This is a genomic window from Nocardia sp. FDAARGOS_372 (assembly GCF_002554515.1).
Taxonomy (GTDB): Bacteria; Actinomycetota; Actinomycetes; order Mycobacteriales; family Mycobacteriaceae; genus Nocardia; species Nocardia farcinica.
This window is the reverse complement of record NZ_PDDW01000001.1, coordinates 4,510,949-4,532,546: the sequence shown is the minus strand read 5'-3', so window position 1 is coordinate 4,532,546 and position 21,598 is coordinate 4,510,949. Positions and strand designations below refer to the sequence as shown.

Below are 21,598 nucleotides of genomic sequence, written 5' to 3'. Positions count from 1 at the left end.
GCTCTGGCACGATGAACAGGCGGGAGAGGAGTGCGATGACCGAGGACGCTGCCCCCGGGACCATCACGGTGATGGTGGTCGACGACCACCCGATGTGGCGCGACGGCGTGTCCCGCGACCTGGGCGAAGCCGGGTTCACGGTGGCCGCCACCGCCGACGGGGTGGGCTCGGCCACCCGGCGGGCGGCCGCGGTGCGACCCACCGTGGTGCTGATGGACATGCAGTTGCCCGACGGCAACGGCGCCCAGGCCACCGCCGAGGTGCTGCGCGTCTCGCCGGACAGCCGGGTGCTCGTGCTCTCGGCCTCCGCCGAACGCGACGACGTGCTCGAAGCCATCAAGGCGGGCGCCTCCGGCTACCTGGTCAAGAGCGCCTCGGCCGCGGAACTGATCGAGGCGGTGCGCGCCACCGCCGCCGGACAGCCGGTGTTCTCTCCCGGCCTGGCGGGCCTGGTGCTGGGCGAATACCGCCGGATGGCCAGTGCCCCGGCCCGTCCCGACGAACCGCACCGGCCCGCGCTGACCGAGCGCGAGACCGAGGTGCTGCGCATGGTGGCGAAAGGACTGTCCGCCAAACAGATCGCGGCCCGGCTCGGCCTGAGCCACCGCACCGTGGAAAACCACGTGCAGGCCACACTGCGCAAACTGCAACTGGCGAACCGGGTGGAACTGACCCGCTACGCGATCGAGCAGGGGCTCGAATAGCGGTCTCGCCGCGGGTCGGGGGGCGAATCAGGGATCGCCCTGATGCCGTGCGCGCGGGGTCGTCGGTAACCTCGATGGCATGGGCGGCCCCGAATCGGTATCCAAAGACGTCGGCTCCGGTCAGCCGGTGGGCGACCGGGACCTGCGCGTGTCCGATGCCGAACGCGAGCACGTCGGCGAATTGCTGCAGCGGGCCGTCGGCCTCGGCATGCTCTCGCTCGGCGAGTTCACCGAACGCATGGACACCGCCCTGGCCGCCAAGACCCGCGGCGAACTCAACTCGGTGCTCATCGATCTGCCCGGCGTGCGGCTGGTCGGCCAGCCCGCCGCCCCCGCCACCGGGTTCGTCAACACGAGCGCGCCCTACCAGCCGCCCGTCGCCCCGCCCGGCACCAACCACGGCGCGGTGATCCGCAGCCGCCTGTCCGGGGTCAACCGGCGCGGCCCCTGGCACGTGCCGCCGACCCTGCACCTGAACAACTGGTTGTCCTCGGTCACCCTGGATTTCACCGAAGCGGTGATGGCGACCCAGGTGGTCGAGGTGGTGATGGACGATTTCTGCAGCTCGCTCACCCTGGTGGTGCCCGCCGAGGCGACCGTCGATCTCAACTCCCTCGACCTCGTCGGCTCCAGCGTCAACAACAAGGTCCGCACCGGCCCGCCGCTGGGCCCCCTGCACCTGGTGGTCCGCGGCCGGGTCCGCTTCGGCTCGGTGACAGCCAAGCGCCCCCTGATCGCCCACTGGCGCAAACTGATGGGGCACTGAGCCGTTCGGGGCCGTTCGGGCCGTTTCAGGTGTTGACGCCGAGGCGGCGGGCGAACGCGCGCAGCGGGACCCTGCGGTCGTTGTCGAGGAGTTCCGAGACGATGTGGCGGGGCAGGGACTGGTATTTCATCCAGTCCGGGCCGCCCACCCGCTCGGCGGCGAGCAGCGCGTCCAGGGCGCGCTGATACTGGCCGGTCCGGGTCCAGGCCACCGCGGTGTCGGCCAGATGCCGGGCCCGTGACGCCTGCGGCAGGCCGGCGCCCGCGGGCATCTGCGTCGCCGCGGCCAGCGCTTCGGGGTACCGCTCCGCCGAGACGTTCACGTCGACGGTCTGCATGACGACCTGCGACGGGCCGAAATAGGTTTCGTAGTCCTGCCGGTCGGCACCGATCCGCAACGCCACCTCGCTCGCGGACTCCAGCAGCGCCAGCGCCTCGGGCACCTGCTGCGCCCGGCCCGCGGCGGTCGCGCCCTGCAACACCAGCGACCCGTAGGCGGCCAGGTGCGCCGGGCCGACCTCACCGGCGGGCTCGAGTTCCGTCGCCGCGCGCAAGGCCACCCCGCGCGATTCCGCGTAGCGGCCCTGCACCAGCAGCTGCCAGGCGATCGAGCCGCGAATGGTGGCCAGCAGCAGCGGATCGTCGCCGTGCTCGGCCGCGGCGAGTGCCTGCCGCACCGCCAGGAACGCCGGGTCGGTCTGCCCGAGATGCACCAGCGTGCAGCCGGTCACCCAGTACATCCGCGCCAGCAGTTCGTTGGCCGGGGCGAGCGCGCCGTTGTGGGCGGCATGCACGGTGGCGCGCAACTGGGTCAGGCCCGCGGGCAGGATGGAGGTGAGCAGTTCGTAGCGGCCCGACCAGTAGGCGCCCCAGGCGTATTCGACGGTGCGGCGGCCGTCGTCGAGCGTCACGGCGGCCTCCTCGGGCACGGTGCCGAGCAGGTCGTCGACCGGGGTGAGGGCGCGGCGGACGGCGACGATGCCGGCATCCGGATTGCCGGAGGGAATGCCGTGCCGGTTGCCGATGAGGTCGGCGATGTCGACATCGAGGGCGCGGGCGATCTTCTGCAGGCTCGCGATCGAAGCCGTCTGCCTGCCGCCCTGCTCGAGTTTGCGCACCAGATCGACGCTCACCCCGGCCAGGTCCGCCAGCTGACGCTGGGTGAGCGCCTTCCCCCGGAAGCGTCGGATGCGCACGCCGATCGATGAATCGTCCATGACCTCGAGTCCTCGTGTTACATCTGCGTTTCAGGGTACCGACGGTAGGCGTCGCTGTTCACGAGAAGTGGGACATTACGTACGACTCGACGCCCGCCGGTTGGAATACCGTTGCCTTTCCGCAACTTTGAGAAGGCCCGCGCTGTAAAGGCCGGTTTGAGAAGGCAGGGCGGCGATGACCACGATGCCGAATACCACCGCACCGCAGGCACTCCTCGAAATCCGTGCGCACCACCCGCGCGCACGCGCCGTGATCGCGCGACTACCGGCGCCGATCCGTCACTCGCACACCACCACCGTCTGAGGAGCCGCGCGATGTTCGAACGCTGTCACACCCCCCACGAAGCCGCCCTGGTGCTGCGACATCGGTACGGGTTGCCCGTCCAGCTGCTGGCGGGCCGCCCCGTCGTCACCACGGGCAGCGTGCTTGGCGCCGTGGTCATGCCGCCCGCGCTCGGCCGCGACGTGCTGGTCACGCTCGCGACTCCGTTCCCGGTGCCGGTCGTCGCCGACCCCGGCGAACGCACCTGGACCTTCCTCGTCACCCCGCCCAGCCCCGCCGCGCCGGTCGACGTGCGCGTGCGCCGCGGGCTGGCCGAGCATCGGGTGACCGTCGTGCCCGGCGGGCGTCACGTGCTGCTGCCCACCACCGATTCGCCGCGCGGCTGGCACTGGGTGGGCGAACCCGACCCCGAGGTGCTGCGCATGCCCGCCCGCTCCTCGGTGATCGAGGCCGTGCACCGGGTGACCTCGCTGCCCGCGGCCTCCCGCTGAGCGGCGGACTCCCCGGGTAGATGTCCCGCGCCCGCCCGGGTGTTTCTACTCATGTCCGGGCCCGCCGGGCGATCGACCATGAGTGCCATGACTGGTTCGATCGACCCGGCGCTGGTCTCCCGCCTCTCCGGTGAGTTCACCGCGCTGGGAACACGGATGGGCGCCCTCGGGCGCGACTTGGAAGTTCTGCACCGGCAGGTGCTGGCCGGCGCGCCCGCGGCGGGCTCGTCGGGCGGTGCCACCCGCGTGGTCGGGGACGGACCGCCGCCGGGATCGCCTACGGCCGGTGGCCGAGATGCGTCGACCGGGCCTGCCGCACCGGTTCCGGCGCCACCCTCGGCCGCGCACGCCACGGCGCCGCCGGCCGTTCCGGGGACGGGGAGCACGCCCGAGGGGTGGTCGTCGAGCTCCGTCGAGCCGGGTGGGTCGCCGTCGACCGGCGCGGTCGACGCGGCGATGGCGCCGGATTCCTCGGAGGACGGGACCGCGTCGCCGTCCGGTTGGGCCGAGCAGGGTGCCGTGCCGCCGAGGGATGCTGCCCAGCGCGGGGTGGTGCCATCGTCCGGCCGGGCCGAGCAGGGCGCGGTGCCGCCGAGGGAAGCGAGGGGGCCCGGGGCGGTGCCACCGCCGGGCTGGGGCGTGCCTGCCGCGGTGCCGCCGGTGGGCCCGGCCGGTCACTGGTCCGTGCCGCCGCCGGGTTGGGCCGGGCCGGGTGCGGTGCCGCGGCGGGCTCCGCGGGCGGGGAGCGGCGCGCCGCCCAGGGCACCGCCGCGGCGTGGATGCCGAAGGGCACCGGTGCGCCCGGCGACCCGGTGCCGTCGGCGGGCGGTGCCGGCGGGCGCGCGGTCGCGACGGGGGCCGGTCGCGGCGGGCGCGGGATACCACCGGTGCGGGCCGGGGTGATCGGCGACGGCACGCCGTGGTGGCAGCGCGACGGTGTGATCAGCCGGATCCTGGCGGTGGCCGGGGTGGCGGTGACCCTGATCGGTGTGGTGATGCTGCTGGTGCTGGCGGCCCAGGCCGGGCTGTTCGGTCCGGTGCCGAGAGTGGTTGCCGGAGCGGTGTTCTCGGCCGCGCTGGTGGGTGCCGGTGTCCGCGTGTTCGGGCGGGCCGGTGGCCGGGTCGGCGGCATCGCGTTGGCGGCGACGGGTATCGCGGGCGCCTATCTGGACGTGGTCGCGGTGACGGCGATCTACGACTGGCTGCATCCGGTGCCCGGATTCGCGGTGGCGTTCGCGGTGGCCGCGTGCGGCGTGGCACTGGCGGTGCGGTGGCAGTCGCAGCCGTTGGCGGTACTCGTGGTCGCGGGTGCGGCGCTCGCGGCACCGTTCGTGACGGTGCAGCCGGTGCTGCTGGTGTTCCTGATCGCGTTGCAGGCGGCCTGCCTGCCGGTGCACCTCCAGCGGGACTGGCCGTTCCTGCACGTGGTGCGCACGTCGCCCGCGGTGGTCGCGATCACCGTGTTCGTCGCGGTGGAGGTGATCTCGTCGCAGAGCGGCCGTGGCGGCGCCCTGATCGCCGCCGCGGTGGCCGTGGCGGTGATCGGCTCGGTCGGCACGCTCGTGGTGGTCCGCGCCCGGCCCGCCGACCTCACGGCGAGCCTGGCGCTGGCCGCCGCCGCGACACCGCTGTTGATCGCCGTGCCCGCCCTGCTCGAACGCCGCACCGCGGTGCCCGCCGCCCTCGCCTACGCGGCGGTGCTGCTGGCGGTGGCGTTCGCGTATCTGCTGCCGAGAGTGCGTGCGGCCGTGCGCATCCCGAATCACACCGCGGTCGTCGCGGCCGTCGCCGGTGCGCTGGCGCTGCTGGAAGCTTGTGTGGCCGGGACGGATTCGGCGACCTTGCCGATCGCGCTGTTCCTGGTGGGGCTGGGCTTCCTCGGGGTCGCCGGGCAACAGCGGTCGCGGGTCGCGGTGGTCATCGGCGCCGCGTTCGGTGTGCTGGGCGGGCTGGCCCTGCTCGCCGACGCGTCGCCGGAAACGCTTGCCTCGCAGCACTTCGCGCAGCAACGGCTGGGAACGGCGAGCGCACTGGCCGCCGTCGCCGGACTCGGCGTTCTGGCCCTGCTCGTGTGGAGTCTGCGCCGCATCGCGGGCGAGCGCCGCGGCGAGGACGAGGTGGTCGGGGTGGGGGCGAGTGTGGCGGCGCTCTACCTGGTGACCGTCGCGGCGGTGTCGATCGGCGTCGCGGCGGGCGGCCGCGACGGTTTCGTCGCCGGGCACAGCGTCGCCACGATCCTGTGGATGGGCGCCGCGACCGCCGCGCTGCTGTACGGCTTGCGCAAGCTGGCGACATCCGGTGCGGTGGCGAAGGTGGCGCTCGGGTCCGGCCTGCTGCTCACCGGCGCCGCGCTGGCCAAGCTGTTCCTGTTCGACCTGGCCACCCTCGACGGTTTCGTCCGGGTGGGCGCCTTCCTCGCCGTCGGCGTGCTGCTGCTGCTCACCGGCACCCGGTACGCCCGCGCCTTCGCCGAGGCGGGCGAACGCGCGAGCACCGCGGCACCGGAGGATACGGCGGGCGGACCTACTCCTCGTCCTGGCGACGAAGCAGTTCGTTGACGCTCACCGACCGGCCGTCACCACTGTGGTGGCGGCCTTCGTCGCCGCCGGTGCTCCGGCGGCGCGAGGACCGCAACTCGGCCATCCAGTTCTCGATGCTGGTCCGGTTGTCCTCCGGCGCCTCGCCGTGTTCGGCTACCGGATCACCGGCCGGCGTCGCGGCGGCACCCTGCGGGTCCGGTGCGTTCGGAACATGGCGAGGTCCATTCGGCGCGGGCGACGGTCCGTTCGGTACCGGCGGTGGTGGCTCCGCCGCCGGTCTGTGCCCGTGCGCCGCCGGGAGCGTGCCCGGGGTACCCGGATCTGCCGGTCCTCCCGGCGCAACCGACGGCCCGCCCCGCATCCCGGGCTCGTCCGGAACCCGCGAAGGTCCGCCCGGCGCCCCGGCGGTCGGCCCGTTCGGTCCGCCCGGCGTGCCGGCGAATCCACTCGGCCGGTCAGCGGGTCCGCTCGGCGCTCGATGCGGCCCGTGTCCGCCCTGGACCGGTCCGCTCGGAACAGCCGCACCACCCGCGCCGGGCGGACCGACCGGCCGTGCGGGTCGCGGCGGCGCCTGCGGACGGGTCGGCTCGCCCACGGAGGCACCCGGCGCACGCGGCGGCGCTGGCCGGGCACCGGGCAGCGGCGCGCCGCCCCCGGCCTGCGGCGATGCCGGTCCGCCCGGGTGGGGCGGCTGCGCCGAAGGGCCGGGTTCCGGTTCCGGCGGTGCGGAGCGACCGGGCTGCGGTCGGCTCGGCAGCGGGCGTCCGAGCCCGGGCACCGACGACTGACCGCTCGGGCCCGCGGGCTTCCCCGGGTGACCGGGCTGCTTCGGCCCGGTCGCGGGCTGGTCCACCGAGGGCACCGCTTGGAACGCCGATCCGGCCTGGAACGGCGAGGCGGGACCGGGCCGACCCGGCCGCGCACCCTCCTGGCCGGGCTGCGGATGCGCCCGCGGCCGGGTCGGGTCGGGCGCGACCGGCATGGCGGTGCGGGGGCGCGGCGGCGTCTTGCCCGCCTTGGCCCGCGCCTCCGGCAGGTCCTCGATGCGCTGCGTCGGCGCCTCGGCCTCGATCTCCTCGATGGTGCGCACCCGCCGCGGCGACTTGCGCTGCTTCTCCTCCGGCATGGCAGGCATCTGCATGGTGACCGGGTCGGTGACCGGGGTGGTCTTCACCAGATCGACCACTTCGCCGCCGCCGGGGCGCTCGTCGTCGAGGATCGGCTCGCCGAGGCCGATCCTCTCCTGGATGCGCTTCATCCAGGCGGGCGCCCACCAGCAGTCGTCGCCGAGCAGTTTCATGGTCGCGGGGACCAGCAGCATGCGCAGGATCGTCGCGTCGATGAACAGCGCCGCGATCAGGCCGTACGCGATGTACTGCATCATCACCAGGTCGGAGAACGCGAACGCGCCGACGACCACGAGCAGGATGAGCGCCGCCGCGGTGATGATGCGGCCGGTGTGCGCGGTGCCCGCGCGCACCGCCTCCGTGGTCGAGGCGCCCATGCTGCGCGCCTCGACCATGCGGGACAGCAGGAACACCTCGTAGTCGGTGGACAGGCCGTAGATCACCGCGATGATCAGCACCAGCACCGGCGACATGATCGGCTGCGGCGTGAAGTTCAGCAGGCCCGACCCGTGCCCGTCGACGAAGATCCAGGTCAGGATGCCCAGCGTGGAGCCGAGGCCGAGCGCGCTCATCAAGGCGGCCTTGATCGGCAGCACCAGCGAGCCGAAGGTGAGGAACATCAGCAGCGTGGTGACGAACAGCACCAGCGCGATCATCAACGGCATGCGTTCGAGCAGGGCGTCGATGCTGTCCTTCTGGATCGTCGGCTGCCCGCCGACGTAGAGCTGTACCGAGTCGGGCACGTCCATCGACCGCAGATAGTCGATGGTCGGGTTGGCGTTCTCGGAGTCCTCGAGTGTCGCGCTGGTGCGGTAGACGTCGGGCTGGGTGGTGGAGCGGCTGGGCACCTCGAAACTGCCGACCAGGCCCGGCGCCTCGCTGGCCTGCTTCCACACCGCGCCGACGGCGGCGCTGTCCTCGGAGACCATCACCAGCTGCACCGGGTCGGTCTTCTTCAGCGGGAAGACCTCGTAGAAGTTCTCCAGCGCGACGCGGGTCTTGTTGTCCGGCGGCAGGTAGCGCTCGTTGATGCCGCCGAAGGCCAGGTTCTTCACCGGGATGATCAACAGCAGCAGCACGATGCAGATCGGCACCGCGATCTTGAGCGGATGCCGCATCACCCACTGGGTGGTCTTGCCCCAGAAACCGTTCTCCACCTCTTCGGCGGTCTTGGTCTTGCGGAAGCGCTTGAGGCCCAGCATGTCCACGCGCGGGCCGAGCACGCCGAGCATGGCGGGCAGGATGGTGATCGCGGTCAGCGCGGCCAGGGTGACCGTGGCGATGGTGCCGTAGGCGACCGATTTCAGGAAGCCCTGCGGGAACAGCAGCATGCCGCCGAGGCTGGCCACGATCATGGTGGCCGAGAACACGACGGTGCGCCCGGCCGTCATCACCGAGCGGCGCACGGCCGCGGGAGTGTCGTAGCCCTCGGCCAATTCCTCGCGGAAGCGGCTGACGATGAACAGGCCGTAGTCGATCGCCAGGCCGAGGCCGATCATCGAGACGACGCCGCCGACGAAGGAGTTCACCTCGGTGAACTTCGTCAACGCCATGATGATGCCGTTGGCGCCGATGACGGTGAGGCCACCGACCACCAGTGGCAGGCCCGCCGCGACCAGGCCGCCGAAGATGAAGAACAGCAGCACCGCGACGGCGGGGATGGCCAGCAGCTCCATGCGCTTCTGGTCGCTGGCCATGGTGTCGTTGAGGGTGCCCGCCACCGCCTGCAGGCCGGTGACCTGCACGTCGACGCCCGGAATGTAGAAGACGTCCTTCACTTTCCGGTAGTTGCGCACCATGTCGGTGTCGTTGTCGCCGACGATGGCGATGGAGGCGAAGGTGTACTTCTTGTCCTTGGACCCGAAGGTCAGCGGCACGCCGGGACCGGTCTCGGTCTGCCAGTAGGCGCCGTTGACCTTGTCGATCTCGTCCGGGTGCTCCCGGGGCAGCCGGTTGAGACTGTCGACGATCTTGTCCCGGAACTCCGGGTCGTCGATCGTCTTGCCCTCCGGCGCGGTGTAGAGCACGATCACATCGCTGGTGTGATCGCGGCCGAACGCCTCGTCGGCGATGCGCGCGGCCTGCGCGGACTCGGAGGTGGGGTCGTCCCACCCGCTGGAGCTGAGATGGTTCTCGAGGCCGAAGCCGTAGCCGCCGAGCGCCAGGAGGGCCGCGGCGACGATGCCGATGACGGCGAACCGAAACCGATAGACCAATTCGCCCCAGCGTGTGAACACTAAGCGACTCCTTGGGCGGGGCGAGAGGTGAGCAGTGCCGACAGCGGCCGGAACGGCTGCAGCCAGGCACCCTCGTCGGGCAGCGAGTCGAGGCTCACCCGGGGCAGCGGTTCGCGGAACACGCCGGGGATGTCCTCGAGGTCGATGAACTCGAGGGTATCGGATGTCACCGCCCAGCTCGCATGCTCACGGAACCCGAGCACCTGCACCGGCACCCCGCGCGCGGCCAGCCGCTCGAGCGGCTCGCGGAAGGCCTGGCCGTCGGCGGAGGCGACCATGATCCCGGCCAGCCCGGCGCCGCGGCTGCGCAGCTCGATGTGGGCGAGCATGTCGGCGTCGACGTCGGAATCCTCGTCGATCTTGGGCTTGGCGAACACCGCGTAGCCGACGTTGCGCAGTGCCTCGACCCAGGGCCGCACCACGTCGGCGGTGCCCGGGGCGATGTTGGTGAAGACCGTGGCCTCCGGCTCGATCCGGGAGCTGCTCCCGGCGGAGAGTTCGGCGGTGCGAGCGAGCAGCCAGCGGCCGAGCGCGTCGAAGCGGGGCCGGTAGGCGGCGGTGGGGCGGCCGCCGAGGATGGCGCCGAGGCCCATGTCGAGGTTCGGTGCGTCCCAGACCAGCAGCACCCGCCGCACGTCCGGTGTGGCGCCGCCGAGCCCCTCGGCGACGGTTCCCTGCACCTCCCCCGCAACACCCACGGCCTGCTCGGCCATCTCACTGACGCTCATCATTCGATCTTGCCCCAAACGAACTCGGTGATGGCGCTTCCCGCTCGATGTGCCTTGTCCTCGAATTTCGTGACGGGGCGGTCCAGACCGATCGGCGCGAGCGCACGGGCGCGCTCGTCGTCGCCGCCGGTGGCCTCGTTCAGGCCGACGAGCAGCGGTTCCGCCGCGCCGACCGCGGCGATGTGCTCGGCGTAACCGGCGTGGTCGGTGGCCACGTGCAGGACGCCGCCGGGGCGCAGCCTGCCCGCGATCAGCGCGACGGTGGCCGGCTGCAACAGCCGCCGCTTGTGGTGGCGGGCCTTCGGCCACGGGTCGGGGAAGAACACCCGGACCCCGGTCAGCGACTCCGCAGCAATCATGTGTTCCAGCACGTCGACCGCGTCGCCGCGCAGCAACCGGATGTTGTCGATGCCGTCGCGCTCGATCCGCTGCACCAGCTGCGCGAGGCCCGGCTGGTACACCTCGATGCCGATCAGGTTGACGTGCGGTTCGGCCGCGGCCATCGCGGCGGTCGCGGTGCCGGTGCCGCAGCCGATCTCGATCACCAGCGGCGCCTGCCTGCCGAACCAGGCATCGGCGTCCAGCGGCTCGTCGCCGACCTCGCGGCCGATGCGCGGCCACATCCGATCCCAGGCGCCCTGCTGGTTGGGCGTCAGCGCGCCGCGGCGCGACCGGAAGCTGGTCACGCGCGGGTAGAGCCGGGAGCCGGTGGGGGATCGTCTGCCTGCTTCGAGCGGGGCCGATGCTGTGGACGGCCTGCCCGGAACCGACTCGACAGTGTGGTTGGCGGCGTCGTTCACGCCGTCCATTCTCCAGCATCGCCGCATCGACGCAGCAATCGAACCCCGCCGCCGTGCTCCAGCGGTGCTCAAGCGGCGCGTTCACCGACGATCCGCGGCGCCGTCGGCGACTCCTGGCGCAGCGGCCTGCCGAGCACCACCTTCACCGCCGTGGTCGCCATCTCCACCAGGCCGCGCAGGCCCGACGGGGAGGCCGCCACCGACCACACGGTGGTGTCGACGTCACCGGTGGTCGGTTCGCCCGCGAACCGGTCGGCCAGCCAGTTCAGGCTGACCGGGGCGGCCAGCGCCAGCATGGAGAAGTGCTCGCTGAGCCGGTCGAGCACGTAGGTCACCTCGGCGCCGCCGCGGCGGTAGCGCGCCACCTGGCCGTTGATCTCGGCGACATGGATCACCTGGTCGTGCACCGGCTGCACGACCAGCAGCGGACAGGTGGGGGCGTTGCGGCCCAGCCGCAGGTCGTCGAACATCTCGACGAAGGCCGGGGTGGCGAGCAGCTCTTCGAGCGGGGTCGCGAGGAAGTCGTCGAACTTCTTGCCCGCCAGCCGCAGGATCGCGGCGGCCGGGGTGGCGCGCTCGGCGATGGCGACGAACCGGCGGCCCTCCTCGGTGAGTTCGTCGTCGATGACGCGGCCCAGCGCCGGGTAGAGCCTGCGCAGCGCGGCGATGACGATGGCGGGCAGGCCGGCGAAGTGCCCGCCGTTGAGCCGCACGAACACCTGGCCTGGGTCGCCGACCGGGGCGCCGAGGGCGGCCCCGACCAGGTTCAGTTCCGGCGCGTAGGTCGGCGCCATCTCGACCACCCAGGAACTGGCCATGCCGCCACCGGAGTAGCCCCACACCCCGATCCTGGCGTCGGGAGCCAGCCCGAGCGGGGCGAACCGCAACGCGGCGCGCAGGCCGTCGAGCACGCGGTAGCCGGGTTCGCGGGGCGCGCCGAAGTTGCCGTGCGGGCCCTCGTGGTCGGCGATGGAGACCGCCCAGCCGCGCCGCAGCGCGTTGGCGACCAGCAGCCATTCGATCTGGGTGACGGCGCCGAGGGCGTTGGCGCCACGGCGCAGCGCGTAGGAGGGGGCGCAGCGCTCGCTGACGGCGTCCATCGCGGTCTGGAAGGCCAGCAGCGGCCGGTCCTCGCCGGGTTCGGCGTCGGCGGGCAGTAGCACCGTGGTGACCGCCACTTCGGGGACGCCGTGCAGGTCGCAACTGCGGTAGAGCAGCTGCCAGGCCGAAACGCGCTGCGGCACAAGGCCGAACAGGGCCACCTCGACGCGGCGGCTGCGCAGCACGGTGCCCGCGGGCGCCGAGGCGAACCCGCGGGGCGGCCGATGGAAGGGATCGGCGCTCGGCAGCAGCGGCAGTGTCATCACAACCTCCTCGACCGGGCGGCGTCGTCGCCGGTGCCCGGCCATCAGAGCAGGGTAGGGGACACCGATTTACCTGTGAACCCCGGTCACCACAGCAGATTCCGGCACTAGACTGCCCGCATGAGCTCACCGACGGTGTTCCTCACCGGTGCGGCCGCGGGCATCGGCCGGGCCACGGCCCTGCTTTTCGCTGCGCAGGGCTACCGGGTGGGCGCCTACGACATCGACGAGGTCGGCCTGGGCCGGCTCGCCGCCGAGATCGACGCCGCCGGTGGGCAGGTGCGCACCGGCGTCCTGGATGTGACGAACGACACGCACTGGCAGCAGCGGCTCGCCGAGTTCCACGAGGCACACGGCCGGCTCGACATCCTGATCAACAACGCGGGGATCCTGCGCGCGGGTCCGTTCGAATCCATCGATCTGCGCACGCATCGCGCGATCGTGGACGTGAATCTCGATGGCGTGATAGCCGGCTCGCATCACGCGTTCCCCTACCTGCGGGACACCGCGGGTGCCCAGCTGGTGAATCTGTGTTCGGCGTCGGCCATCTACGGCCAGCCCGAGCTGGCCAGCTACGGCGCGACCAAGTCGGCGGTCAAGAGCCTCACCGAGGCACTGGATCTGGAATGGGCGCGCCACGACATCCGGGTGCTCGCGATCTGGCCGTTGTTCGTCGCGACCGGCATGGTGGACGGCGTGCAGACCGGCACCACCCGGTCGCTGGGCATCCGGCTCACCGCCGAGGATGTGGCCCAAGGCATCTGGGACGCCACCCGCAACCGCCCCCGGCTGCCACGGGTGCACTACGCGATCGGCAGGCAGGCCAAACTGCTGGCACTCACCGCCAAACTCTCCCCCGGGTGGGCGGTGCGCACGGCCAACAAGTACTTCTCCGGTTCCTGACCCCGCGGCCGACCGGATCCGGTGGCGCGGGGGCACCGGTGGGCGTCGCGCGCACGGCCTCGGGAGCTGTCAGAATTCGTCCGAAGGGGGTTACCGATGCCGACAGTCACCGAATCCGCCGCGCCCGCCCGGGGATCGCGGGACCACGACGGGCTGACGCGGCTGCTGGCCGACCTGCGCGCGCTCGGCGGCCCCGACGCCGCCGTCGCCGCCCACGCCGACCGGGCCGCCGAGCTGTGGCGCAAGCCGCCGCGTATCCAGGTGACCGGTCGCGCACACGCCGGGCGCACCACCGTGCTGCACGCGCTGGCACTGCTGTCGGCGGTGGAGACCGCGCCGATCGACGAGCCGGGCAGCCCCGACCCCGAGCTCGACGCCGACATCGTGGTCTACGTGCTCGCGGGCGCGCCACTGCCCGCCGACCGCCGGGTGCTCGCCGGCCTGCCCCGGCAACACACCGTGGTGGTGCTGAACAAGGCGGACGCGATCGGCTCGCGCTGGGCCGACGCGGTGAGCGCCGCCGAGCAGTACGGCCGGGAGCTGGGCCTGCCGACGGTGCCGGTGGTGGCCTCGCTGGCCATGCGCACCAGGGCGGGCGTGGTGACCGAGGCGGATCTGGCACTGCTGCGCCTGCTCGCCGCCGAGGCCGACCCCACCCTCACGCTCTCGCCGGAGCTGTTCGTCTCGGCCGCCGCCGGCCCCGATGCGGCCGAGCGCGAGGAACTGCTGCGCCGCTGGGACCTCCACGGCATCGCCTGCGCGGTGACCGCCCTGCGCCACGATCCCGGGCTCGGCGCGCCCGCCCTGCTCCAGGTGATGCACGCCGCGAGCGGCATCGACGCGCTGCACCGGTTGCTGCACCGCCGCTACGAGCAGGTCTCGGCGTTGCGCGGCGGCGATCTGCTCGACCGCCTGGCCCGGCTCGCGGCGCGCTCGGTGCCGGGTGCCGGTGGCCGGGCCCGCGATCTGATCGAGGAGTACCTGCACGGCGACGAGGCGCGGTGGCTCGCGTTGTGTGCCGGGCTGGCCCATCCCGCCGTCGCGCATCTCGCTGCCGGGTATCCGGCGGCGGCGCCCGCGGACGCCGACGACGCGCTGACCCGCGCGGCCCGCTGGCGGGCCGTCGTGGCGAGCGATCTGCCGCCGACGGCGCGCCGTGCCGCGCTGCGGGTGCACAACGGCTACATCCGGCTGTGGGAACGGATGAGCAGTGCCGGACTCTGACAGAACCGCGGTCGGCGCCTCGGCCGATCCCGGCGTCCCGCCCGAGCTCGATGCCGTGGTCGCCCGATGGAACCCGCAGGGCATGGCGCTGCTGACCGCCCTGCGCGCGCCGGGTTCGGCCGGGCAGGTGGCGCTGGTCGCCCCGGACGATGCCAACACGACGCTGCTGCGTACCGAACTGGCCCGCTTCGAGCCGCGGATCGCCCTCACCGAGCCGCTCACCGATGTCGTCGGCGTCGAGACCACACTCTCGGCGGCGCCCACCCCGCCCGCCGCCGCGCTGATCCTGCTCGACGCGGGCAGCGCGCTCGGCGCCGACGCGCTCGCGCTGATCGGCAGGCTGCGCGCGGCGGGCACCACCATCCTGCTCGCGATGAACGGCATCCACGCCTACGCGGACTGGCGGCGGGTGCGCGAGCACGACCTGGCGCTGCTGGCCGCCCACGGCTTCGGCGACCTGGACATCCTGCCGGTCTCCGCGCGCCTGGCCGTCGCCGCCCGCACCGGCGACACCGCCCTGCTCGACCGCTCCGGCCTGAGCGCGCTGCACGCCGCGCTCACCGCCGCGACCGCGGCCGCCGAGGGTGACGGACGCGACCGCAGGGCGGCCGTGCTGTCCCGGGTGCTCACCGACACCCGTCGCCGCATCACCGAGCAGATCGAGGCGCTGCGCTCGGACGCCGAGACCGCGCGCTGGCGCGCGGAGCGGGCCACGCTGCTCGCCGCCCGGGACGGCGGCCGCGCCAGCGCCACGGCGGCGTTGCGCGGGCAACTGCACCTGGCGCGCGTCGACCTGATGACCGAGACCGGCGCCCGGGTGCGCACGCTGCACGTCACCGCCCGCGCCGAGGTCGACCGGCTGGCGCGCGGCGAGCTCACCGGTTACCCGCGCCGGCTCCAGCAGTCCGTCACCGACCTCACCGCCGGTCTCGACCAGGACATCGACCGCAGGATCGCCGAGCTCGCCCACGGCGTCGACGCCGCCGCCGCACCGGTGGCCCCGGACGCGAGCCGGGCACCCGCGTTCGCCCCGGGCGCGCACCGCGCCGCCGAGCTGCCGCCGCGCCGCGTGGATCCCGCGCCGCGGGTCGGCCCGGATCCCGAGCCTCGGCAGGCCGGGGTGGAAGACCACTTGATGGTCGCCCTCGGCGCCAGCGCGGGCGCCGGTCTGGGCAGGCTGCTGGTGTCGCCGCTGTCGCTGGTGCCCGCGCTCGACGTCGCGAGCATCCCGGTCACCTTGGCGCTCGGCGCGCTGGCGGCCTGGTGGGTGGTGCGGGCGCGGCGGCAGGTGGCCGACCGGGCACATCTGCGGCAATGGGTCGCCGACGCGCTGGTCAACGTCAAGGCCCAACTCGAGCAGCGGGTGGCGACCGCGCTGGTGGCGGCCGAGACCGCGCTGGCCGAGCGGGTGATGCGGGAGAGCGCGCAGCGGATCGTCGACAACGACCGCAGGGTCGCCGAATTGGAGGCCCGCATCCGGCGGGCGTCCGCCGAGCGCCCCGGCCAGCTGGCGGCATGTGAACGCGACATCGCCGTGCTCGACCGGCACCTGCCCGTAGCCGGGTGAAAAGCGCCCTACCGGTCGGTTCTGCGCATCGTGGCTGTTGAATCGGTCACTGTCTGGGTACACATTGACCAACCCGGCTCCGTTCGGGTGGTCACATCGCGTTAACCTCTAATCAGGAACCTGGGCGTCCGCTTCGTCCTTGTACGCCGTCCAGCCGGGGCCGCGTTGTCGACTGGTCGTAGCGGGTGCCTTCCCGCCAACGGTGGCGCTCGGTGTGTTCGCGCTGGTCATGGGCCTTGTGCCAGGGCGGTGCATCGCGGAGCCGCCCATCTCAGGAGAGTTTTCATGACCTCAGCGACCATTCCTGGTCTTCGTGGATCCGACGGCCAGGCGCCGACCGAGCACAGCGAACTACTCGCCTGGGTACAGGAAGTCGCAGAACTCACCCAGCCGGAGCGGGTGGTCTGGGCGGACGGTTCCGACGAGGAGTGGGAGCGGCTGACCGATCAGCTGGTGGAGGCGGGCACCTTCAAGCGCCTCGACCCGAAGAAGAAGCCGAACTCGTTCCTGGCGCTCTCCGACCCGTCCGACGTGGCCCGGGTGGAGTCGCGCACCTTCATCTGCTCCAGGTCCGAGGCCGACGCGGGCCCGACCAACAACTGGGTCGACCCGGCCGAGATGCGCGCCACCATGACCGAGCTCTACCGCGGCTGCATGAAGGGCCGCACCATGTACGTGGTGCCGTTCTGCATGGGCCCGCTCGGCGCCGAGGATCCCAAGCTCGGCGTGGAGATCACCGACTCGGAGTACGTCGTGGTCTCGATGCGCGTGATGACCCGCATGGGCAAGGCCGCGCTGGAGAAGATGGGCACCGATCGCCCGTTCGTCAAGGCCCTGCATTCGGTGGGCGCTCCGCTGGCCGAGGGCCAGCAGGACGTGCCGTGGCCGTGCAACGACACCAAGTACATCACCCACTTCCCGGAGGATCGCGAGATCTGGAGCTACGGCTCCGGTTACGGCGGCAACGCGCTGCTCGGCAAGAAGTGCTACTCGCTGCGCATCGCCTCGGCGATGGCGCACGACGAGGGCTGGCTGGCCGAGCACATGCTGATCCTCAAACTGATCTCCCCGGAGAACAAGGCCTACTACATCGCCGCCGCCTTCCCCAGCGCCTGCGGTAAGACCAACCTCGCGATGATCCAGCCCACGGTTCCGGGCTGGCGCGCCGAGACCCTCGGTGACGACATCGCCTGGATGCGCTTCGGCAAGGACGGCCGCCTCTACGCGGTGAACCCGGAGTTCGGTTTCTTCGGCGTCGCGCCGGGCACCAACCACAGCTCCAACCCGAACGCGATGGCGACCATGGAGGCGGGCAACACCGTCTACACCAACGTCGCGCTCACCGACGACAACGATGTGTGGTGGGAGGGCCTGGAGGGCGAGCCCGACCACCTGATCGACTGGAAGGGCAACGACTGGTACCTGCGCGAGACGGAGACGCTGGCCGCGCACCCGAATTCGCGCTACTGCACCCCGATGTCGCAGTGCCCGATCCTGGCCCCGGAATGGGACGACCCGCAGGGCGTGCCGATCTCGGCGATCCTGTTCGGCGGCCGCCGCAAGACCACGGTCCCGCTGGTGACCGAGTCCTTCGACTGGCAGCACGGCGTGTTCATGGGCGCCACCCTGTCCTCGGAGCAGACCGCCGCGGCCGAGGGCAAGGTCGGCACCGTGCGCCGCGATCCGATGGCGATGCTGCCGTTCCTGGGCTACCACGTGGGCGACTACCTCGACCACTGGATCCAGCTCGGCAAGAGCGCCGACGCGACCAAGCTGCCGAAGATCTTCTACGTCAACTGGTTCCGTCGCGGCGAGGACGGCCGCTTCCTGTGGCCGGGCTTCGGTGAGAACTCGCGCGTGCTCGAGTGGATCGTCGGCCGGATCGAGGGCAGCGCCGACGCCGAGGAGACCGCGATCGGCAACGTGCCCAGGGCCGCGCACCTGGATCTCGACGGCCTCGACGTCGACCCCGCCGACGTCGACGAGGCGCTGGCCGTGAAGGCCGAGGAATGGCGCAAGGAGATCCCGCTGATCGAGGAGTGGTTCGAGTTCGTCGGCGACAAGCTGCCCAGCGGCGTGCGTGACGAATTCGAGGCGCTGAAGCAGCGTCTGGGCTGACCCATCCGAACCAGCGGCCGAACCCCGGAGCATCGTGCTCCGGGGTTCCGCCGTTTCCGGCGGTTGTTTGATCACCGCGCCCGGCGGTATTCCCCGCTCAGGTCGGGATGATGAACGCTGCGTGGGTTCAGCGTGGTATCGGCGGATTCGCCGGGGGCCCCCGCGGCACACGCGCGGTTCGCGCATTCCGAACCTGTTGTCACGCAGCGGGAGAAGTGGGTGTTCGTGGACGTCGAGCAGCCGGGAAACGAAACGCTTTGCCGTTACCGGGGTGTCGGTCGGCGTCGGCTCGATCGCGTTGTGCCGCCGCGTAATACGGCGTGTGAAAAGTACATTCTTCGCACGAATTCGATCCCTGGAACCTGACCGACCAGTACAATCCAGACAACCACTGGTCGACTGAACTGCTTCCCGATCGCCTTCGCGACACCGTGGCGGCGGCCACGGCGAGCGGGGGTGGCGACACGTGAGAGGTGGTCCGAGCATGGCCGATCAGGACATCCCCGGTGCCGCGGCGTTGCCGAGCACGCCGACGCGTCGAGCGGCGGGACGGTTGCAGGAGGTGCTGCCACCGGGCTATCGCGTCCAGGTCGCCGACCTGCCGGTCGACCTGCTCGGCGACCGGTCGAGCGACCGCCGCGAGCCGGTCATCCGAGTGCTCGTGGCCCCCGAGCGACGGGAGTGACCCGGGACGAGCCGCGTCGTCGTCCCGGGTCCGACACCGCCGCCCCACGCCCGTAACAGGCGGCGGTACCTCTGTGGGGCCGGCTAGCCGGTCCAGCCCATCGGCATCAGCAGCGACTTCTGCTCGCAGAACGAGTCGAGACCCTCGGGCCCGTTCTCGCGTCCCAGCCCCGAGTTCTTGTAGCCGCCGAACGGCGCCGTCGGGTCGAAGGCGTACCAGTTGATCGCGTAGGTGCCGGTGCGCACCCGCGCGGCGATGGCGGCGCCGTGCTCGACGTCGGTGGTCCACACCGAACCGGCTAGGCCGTAGGCGGAGTCGTTGGCGATGGCCACGGCCTCGTCCTCGGTCTCGTAGGGGATCACCGAGAGCACCGGGCCGAAGATCTCCTCCTGCGCGATGGTCGACTTGTTGTCGACGTCGGCGAAGATGGTCGGCTCCACGAACCAGCCGCGGTCGAGCCCCGCGGGCCTGCCGCCGCCGAGCACCAGTCGCGCGCCCTCGGCCTTGCCCTTGGCGATGTAGCTCTCCACCCGCTCACGCTGGCGCTCGGAGATCAGCGGGCCGAAGGTCACCGACGGATCGTTCGGGTCGCCGGTCTTCAGCGTGCGCACGTGCTCGACCAGCGCGTCGAGGATCTCGTCGTACCGGCTGCGCGGCGCCAGGATCCTGGTCTGCGCGACGCAGCCCTGCCCGCTGTTCATCAGCCCGGAGAAGGCGAGTACCGGGATGTTGGCGGCCACGTCCATGTCCTCGAGCAGGATCGCGGCGGACTTGCCGCCCAGTTCGAGGGAGACGCTCTTGAGCTGTTCCCCGGCGATGGCGGCGATGCGGCGGCCGACCGGCGTGCTGCCGGTGAAGGTGACCTTGTCGACGCCGGGGTGGGCGATCAGGTACTCGGCGACCTCGGCCTCGGCGGGCAGCACCGAGATGACGCCCTCCGGCACGCCCGCCTCGGTGAAGATGTCGGCGATCATGTTGGCCGTCAGCGGGGTCAGCGGTGCGGGCTTGAGCACCACCGTGCACCCGGCGAGCAGGGCGGGGGCGAGCTTGTTGACCGCCAGGAACAGCGGCACGTTCCAGGCCGTCACGGCCGCCACCACGCCGCGCGGTTCGCGGCTGACCCGGGTGGTGCCGAAGGAACCGGTGCGGGTCTCGGTCCACGGGAACGTCTGCGCCAGTGCGGCGTAGGTGTCGAGAGTGGCCGTGGCCGGGAGCTGGTTGAGGGTCATCGCGGCCATGCCGGGCGCGCCCATCTCCGCGGTGAGGGCGGCGACCAGATCGCCGGAGCGCTGCTCGATCAGGCGGGCGGCCTTGGTCAGCACCGCCGCGCGCTCGGTGGGCGGGGTGGACGGCCACGGGCCGTGATCGAAGGCATGCCGGGCGGCCGTGACCGCCGCGTCGACGTCGGCGCGTTCCACGACCGGGACGCTGCCCACCGGCTCTACCGTGGCAGGCGAGATGACCTGAAGGCGCTCGGAGCCGGCCGGTTCGGTCCAGCGGCCGCCGATGAACAAGCTGTCGTAATGCATGAGAACACGTTACAGTTTTGCCCCGCGCTTGTCTGTAACCTGTTTCAGTTTTCCTCCGGTCGGGCCCGGTGCGGTTTCGTGGCCACCACGACGAGATTGCTCACCGACAACTCTCGTACCAGCGGCACGCGGACCAGCCACCAGGCCCAGCGCGGGTGGTAGCGCGGGAACACGGTGTGCACGTGCGCGGTGGTGGTCGACGCCCAGCGCAGTCCGTCGGCCGCGCGCACCGCGAACAACGAACGGCCGAAGCGGTTCTTCGGCTCGCGTCCGTGCTTGCGCCGGTACCGGCGGGCCGCGTATTCCCCGCCGAGGTAGTGCCACGGGCCCGTCTCGTGCCCGCCGAACGGGCCGTGCCAGACGGTGTAGGACAACACGATCAGCCCGCCCGGGCGGGTCACCCGCACCATCTCCTCGGCCATCGTCCACGGCTCCGGCACGTGCTCGGCGACATTGGAGGAGAAACAGATGTCCACGGCGTCGTCGCGGAAGGGCAGCGCCATTCCGGAACCGCGCACCGCCGCGGGGACCGACAGTCCGGCGGCGTGCATCTCGGACGGGTCCGGCTCGACGGGGATGTACCGTGCGCCGGCCTTGGCGAATTCGTCGGCGAAGTAGCCGGGGCCGCCGCCGACGTCGAGGACGGTGGCGCCGCGCAGATCGGCGCCGACGAGGTCGGCGTAGAAGTCGGCGAGCATGGCGGCGCTGTCGGCGGCGATGCCGCCGTAGAACAGGGCGGGGTCGGTCTGCTCGAATCGGAAGCTGCCGAGCAGTCGCAACGAGCGGCGCAGGGTCGCCCGCCGGGCGAATCGCGGTGCGCGCGGCCGGGGTGGGACCGCTCGGTGCGGCCGCGTGATCTCTGCTGTCGGCACGGCGCCGAGTTTCGCACACTGCGGCGAGCGGGACGTCCTCGGTCCGGGAGCGCGCGGACGCCGGTCCACGGGCCCGGCCGCCGCGCACGGCCGGGCCCGCGGGGCCGCTCAGCCGACGCCGCTGTTGGCGCCGCTGCCGGTCGACGCCGAGGTCCCCAGCAGGCCGAGCAGGATGCCCAGCAGGCCGTCGATCTCGATACCGGTGCCGGTGTCGCCACCGGTCCTGGTCATCGTCTTCTTCATGGCGACTCCTCATCAAGCTGGCCGGTCAGCCTTCGACCGGCCGCCCCCAGAACTCGGGGGTGGCCGGAGACTATCCGCCCGCGCTGTGAAATGGAAGCGTTTCAGAGAAATTCGCCGGAGCGTCTCGGCAGGTCCGCGCGTCGCGGGCGGAGCCGAACTCGCGCGGGTGCGCCCCGGGCGTGCCGGTGATCGGGTTAGGGT

The 21,598-nt window shown here is 72.2% G+C and carries 17 protein-coding genes; 9 read left to right on the top strand and 8 right to left on the bottom strand.

The features are described from left to right. The first annotated feature begins 35 nt into the window (after positions 1–35). A complete protein-coding gene (locus CRM89_RS21320) occupies positions 36–704 on the top strand; it encodes a response regulator transcription factor (RefSeq protein ID WP_098085848.1) in 669 nt (222 codons plus the stop codon). A gap of 127 nt (positions 705–831) precedes the next feature. After that, positions 832–1,470, top strand: a complete 639-nt coding sequence (locus CRM89_RS21315; RefSeq protein WP_086845663.1) for a DUF1707 domain-containing protein — start codon at positions 832–834, stop codon at positions 1,468–1,470. A 25-nt stretch (positions 1,471–1,495) separates the two neighbouring features. On the opposite strand, the gene CRM89_RS21310 is transcribed toward CRM89_RS21315, so the two are convergent. Next, the gene (locus CRM89_RS21310; protein WP_011212023.1) at positions 1,496–2,686 is read right to left on the bottom strand and encodes a helix-turn-helix domain-containing protein; all 1,191 of its coding nucleotides are present in this window, start codon (positions 2,684–2,686) and stop codon (positions 1,496–1,498) included. A 315-nt stretch (positions 2,687–3,001) separates the two neighbouring features. Here CRM89_RS21310 and CRM89_RS21305 point away from each other — a divergent pair, with 315 nt between their 5' ends. Together CRM89_RS21305 and CRM89_RS21300 are read left to right on the top strand one after the other, a co-directional pair. Further along, positions 3,002–3,460 (top strand): hypothetical protein, encoded by a 459-nt coding sequence (locus CRM89_RS21305; RefSeq protein ID WP_098085829.1) that lies wholly within the window; start codon positions 3,002–3,004, stop codon positions 3,458–3,460. A gap of 698 nt (positions 3,461–4,158) precedes the next feature. After that, a complete protein-coding gene (locus tag CRM89_RS21300) occupies positions 4,159–6,018 on the top strand; it encodes a DUF2339 domain-containing protein (RefSeq protein ID WP_253805097.1) in 1,860 nt (619 codons plus the stop codon). Here the strand turns inward: CRM89_RS21300 and CRM89_RS21295 are convergent. From CRM89_RS21295 to CRM89_RS21280, 4 genes are read right to left on the bottom strand one after another with little or no spacing between them, the layout of a single operon-like run. Next, on the bottom strand, positions 5,984–9,364 hold the full coding sequence (locus CRM89_RS21295) for an MMPL family transporter (RefSeq protein WP_098085827.1): 3,381 nt from the start codon (positions 9,362–9,364) through the stop codon (positions 5,984–5,986). The two genes, CRM89_RS21300 and CRM89_RS21295, sit on opposite strands and share 35 nt — an antisense overlap. Continuing rightward, entirely contained in the window at positions 9,364–10,092 is a 729-nt protein-coding gene (locus tag CRM89_RS21290) for an NYN domain-containing protein (protein WP_098085824.1), read from the bottom strand. Before CRM89_RS21290 ends, CRM89_RS21295 begins: the two co-directional genes overlap by 1 nt. After that, a complete protein-coding gene (gene trmB, locus CRM89_RS21285) occupies positions 10,092–10,901 on the bottom strand; it encodes a tRNA (guanosine(46)-N7)-methyltransferase TrmB (protein WP_060594005.1) in 810 nt (269 codons plus the stop codon). The genes CRM89_RS21290 and trmB overlap by 1 nt, the downstream gene beginning before the upstream one ends. A 59-nt stretch (positions 10,902–10,960) precedes the next feature. Next, on the bottom strand, positions 10,961–12,256 hold the full coding sequence (locus CRM89_RS21280; RefSeq protein ID WP_228792230.1) for a lipase family protein: 1,296 nt from the start codon (positions 12,254–12,256) through the stop codon (positions 10,961–10,963). Positions 12,257–12,376: 120 nt separating this feature from the next. On the opposite strand from CRM89_RS21280, the gene CRM89_RS21275 reads away from it, so the two are divergent. The 5 genes from CRM89_RS21275 to CRM89_RS21255 all read left to right on the top strand — a co-directional run bounded on the left by CRM89_RS21275 (position 12,377) and on the right by CRM89_RS21255 (position 18,753). Then, entirely contained in the window at positions 12,377–13,159 is a 783-nt protein-coding gene (locus tag CRM89_RS21275; RefSeq protein ID WP_060594007.1) for an SDR family oxidoreductase, read from the top strand. Between the two features lie 96 nt (positions 13,160–13,255). Further along, positions 13,256–14,383, top strand: coding sequence for a hypothetical protein (locus tag CRM89_RS21270; RefSeq protein WP_060594008.1), 1,128 nt, complete (start codon positions 13,256–13,258; stop codon positions 14,381–14,383). Then, the gene (locus CRM89_RS21265; RefSeq protein WP_229434800.1) at positions 14,370–15,950 is read left to right on the top strand and encodes a hypothetical protein; all 1,581 of its coding nucleotides are present in this window, start codon (positions 14,370–14,372) and stop codon (positions 15,948–15,950) included. The genes CRM89_RS21270 and CRM89_RS21265 overlap by 14 nt, the downstream gene beginning before the upstream one ends. Before the next feature lie 285 nt (positions 15,951–16,235). After that, positions 16,236–18,068 carry a phosphoenolpyruvate carboxykinase (GTP) gene (locus tag CRM89_RS21260; protein WP_011212013.1) on the top strand — a complete coding sequence of 611 codons (1,833 nt, stop codon included), beginning with the start codon at positions 16,236–16,238 and terminating at the stop codon, positions 18,066–18,068. Between the two features lie 484 nt (positions 18,069–18,552). Further along, positions 18,553–18,753, top strand: coding sequence for a hypothetical protein (locus CRM89_RS21255; RefSeq protein ID WP_041560494.1), 201 nt, complete (start codon positions 18,553–18,555; stop codon positions 18,751–18,753). A gap of 83 nt (positions 18,754–18,836) precedes the next feature. Here CRM89_RS21255 and CRM89_RS21250 read toward each other — a convergent pair whose 3' ends face one another. From CRM89_RS21250 to CRM89_RS32045, 3 genes are all read right to left on the bottom strand, one after another. Continuing rightward, positions 18,837–20,282 carry an aldehyde dehydrogenase gene (locus CRM89_RS21250; RefSeq protein WP_098085821.1) on the bottom strand — a complete coding sequence of 482 codons (1,446 nt, stop codon included), beginning with the start codon at positions 20,280–20,282 and terminating at the stop codon, positions 18,837–18,839. 44 nt (positions 20,283–20,326) lie between these two features. Next, complete coding sequence (locus CRM89_RS21245; protein ID WP_076573745.1) at positions 20,327–21,154, bottom strand: class I SAM-dependent methyltransferase; 828 nt, start codon at positions 21,152–21,154, stop codon at positions 20,327–20,329. A gap of 108 nt (positions 21,155–21,262) precedes the next feature. Continuing rightward, complete coding sequence (locus CRM89_RS32045) at positions 21,263–21,397, bottom strand: hypothetical protein (RefSeq protein ID WP_255266252.1); 135 nt, start codon at positions 21,395–21,397, stop codon at positions 21,263–21,265. Positions 21,398–21,598: the final 201 nt, after the last annotated feature.